Source organism: Bacillus sp. SIMBA_074, assembly GCF_046534555.1.
Lineage (GTDB): Bacteria > Bacillota > Bacilli > Bacillales > Bacillaceae_G > Bacillus_A > Bacillus_A mycoides.
Genome location: NZ_JAWRYM010000934.1, coordinates 1 through 251, shown reverse-complemented (window position 1 = coordinate 251; position 251 = coordinate 1). Strand labels below are relative to the sequence as shown.

1 protein-coding gene is annotated in these 251 nt (G+C 33.1%); it reads right to left on the bottom strand.

Annotated elements, in window-relative coordinates:
- Positions 1-251: lipid II flippase family protein (locus SB773_RS33520; protein ID WP_410594772.1), on the bottom strand; the 251-nt coding region annotated here is incomplete at both ends.

The window sequence follows — 251 nt, the reverse complement described above, 5'->3', positions numbered from 1 at the left end:
ATGATTCTATATTGGTTTTCAACAAACTCTAGGGTATTTACTTTTGGAGCATTATCAACCAGGCTCCCTGTAAATGGTTGCTGCATCATATTCGCTAATCGAGAAATCATAACCATCAAGTTAAATAAGGATAGAGCTGAAGCTAACAATCTTACCCTTGCACCAGATAATCTGACTGCATATGCAAGTGTTTCGATAGAATGGATAATAAATATAAATAGAGATATAAGAATTAATTTTTCTGTTAAGAG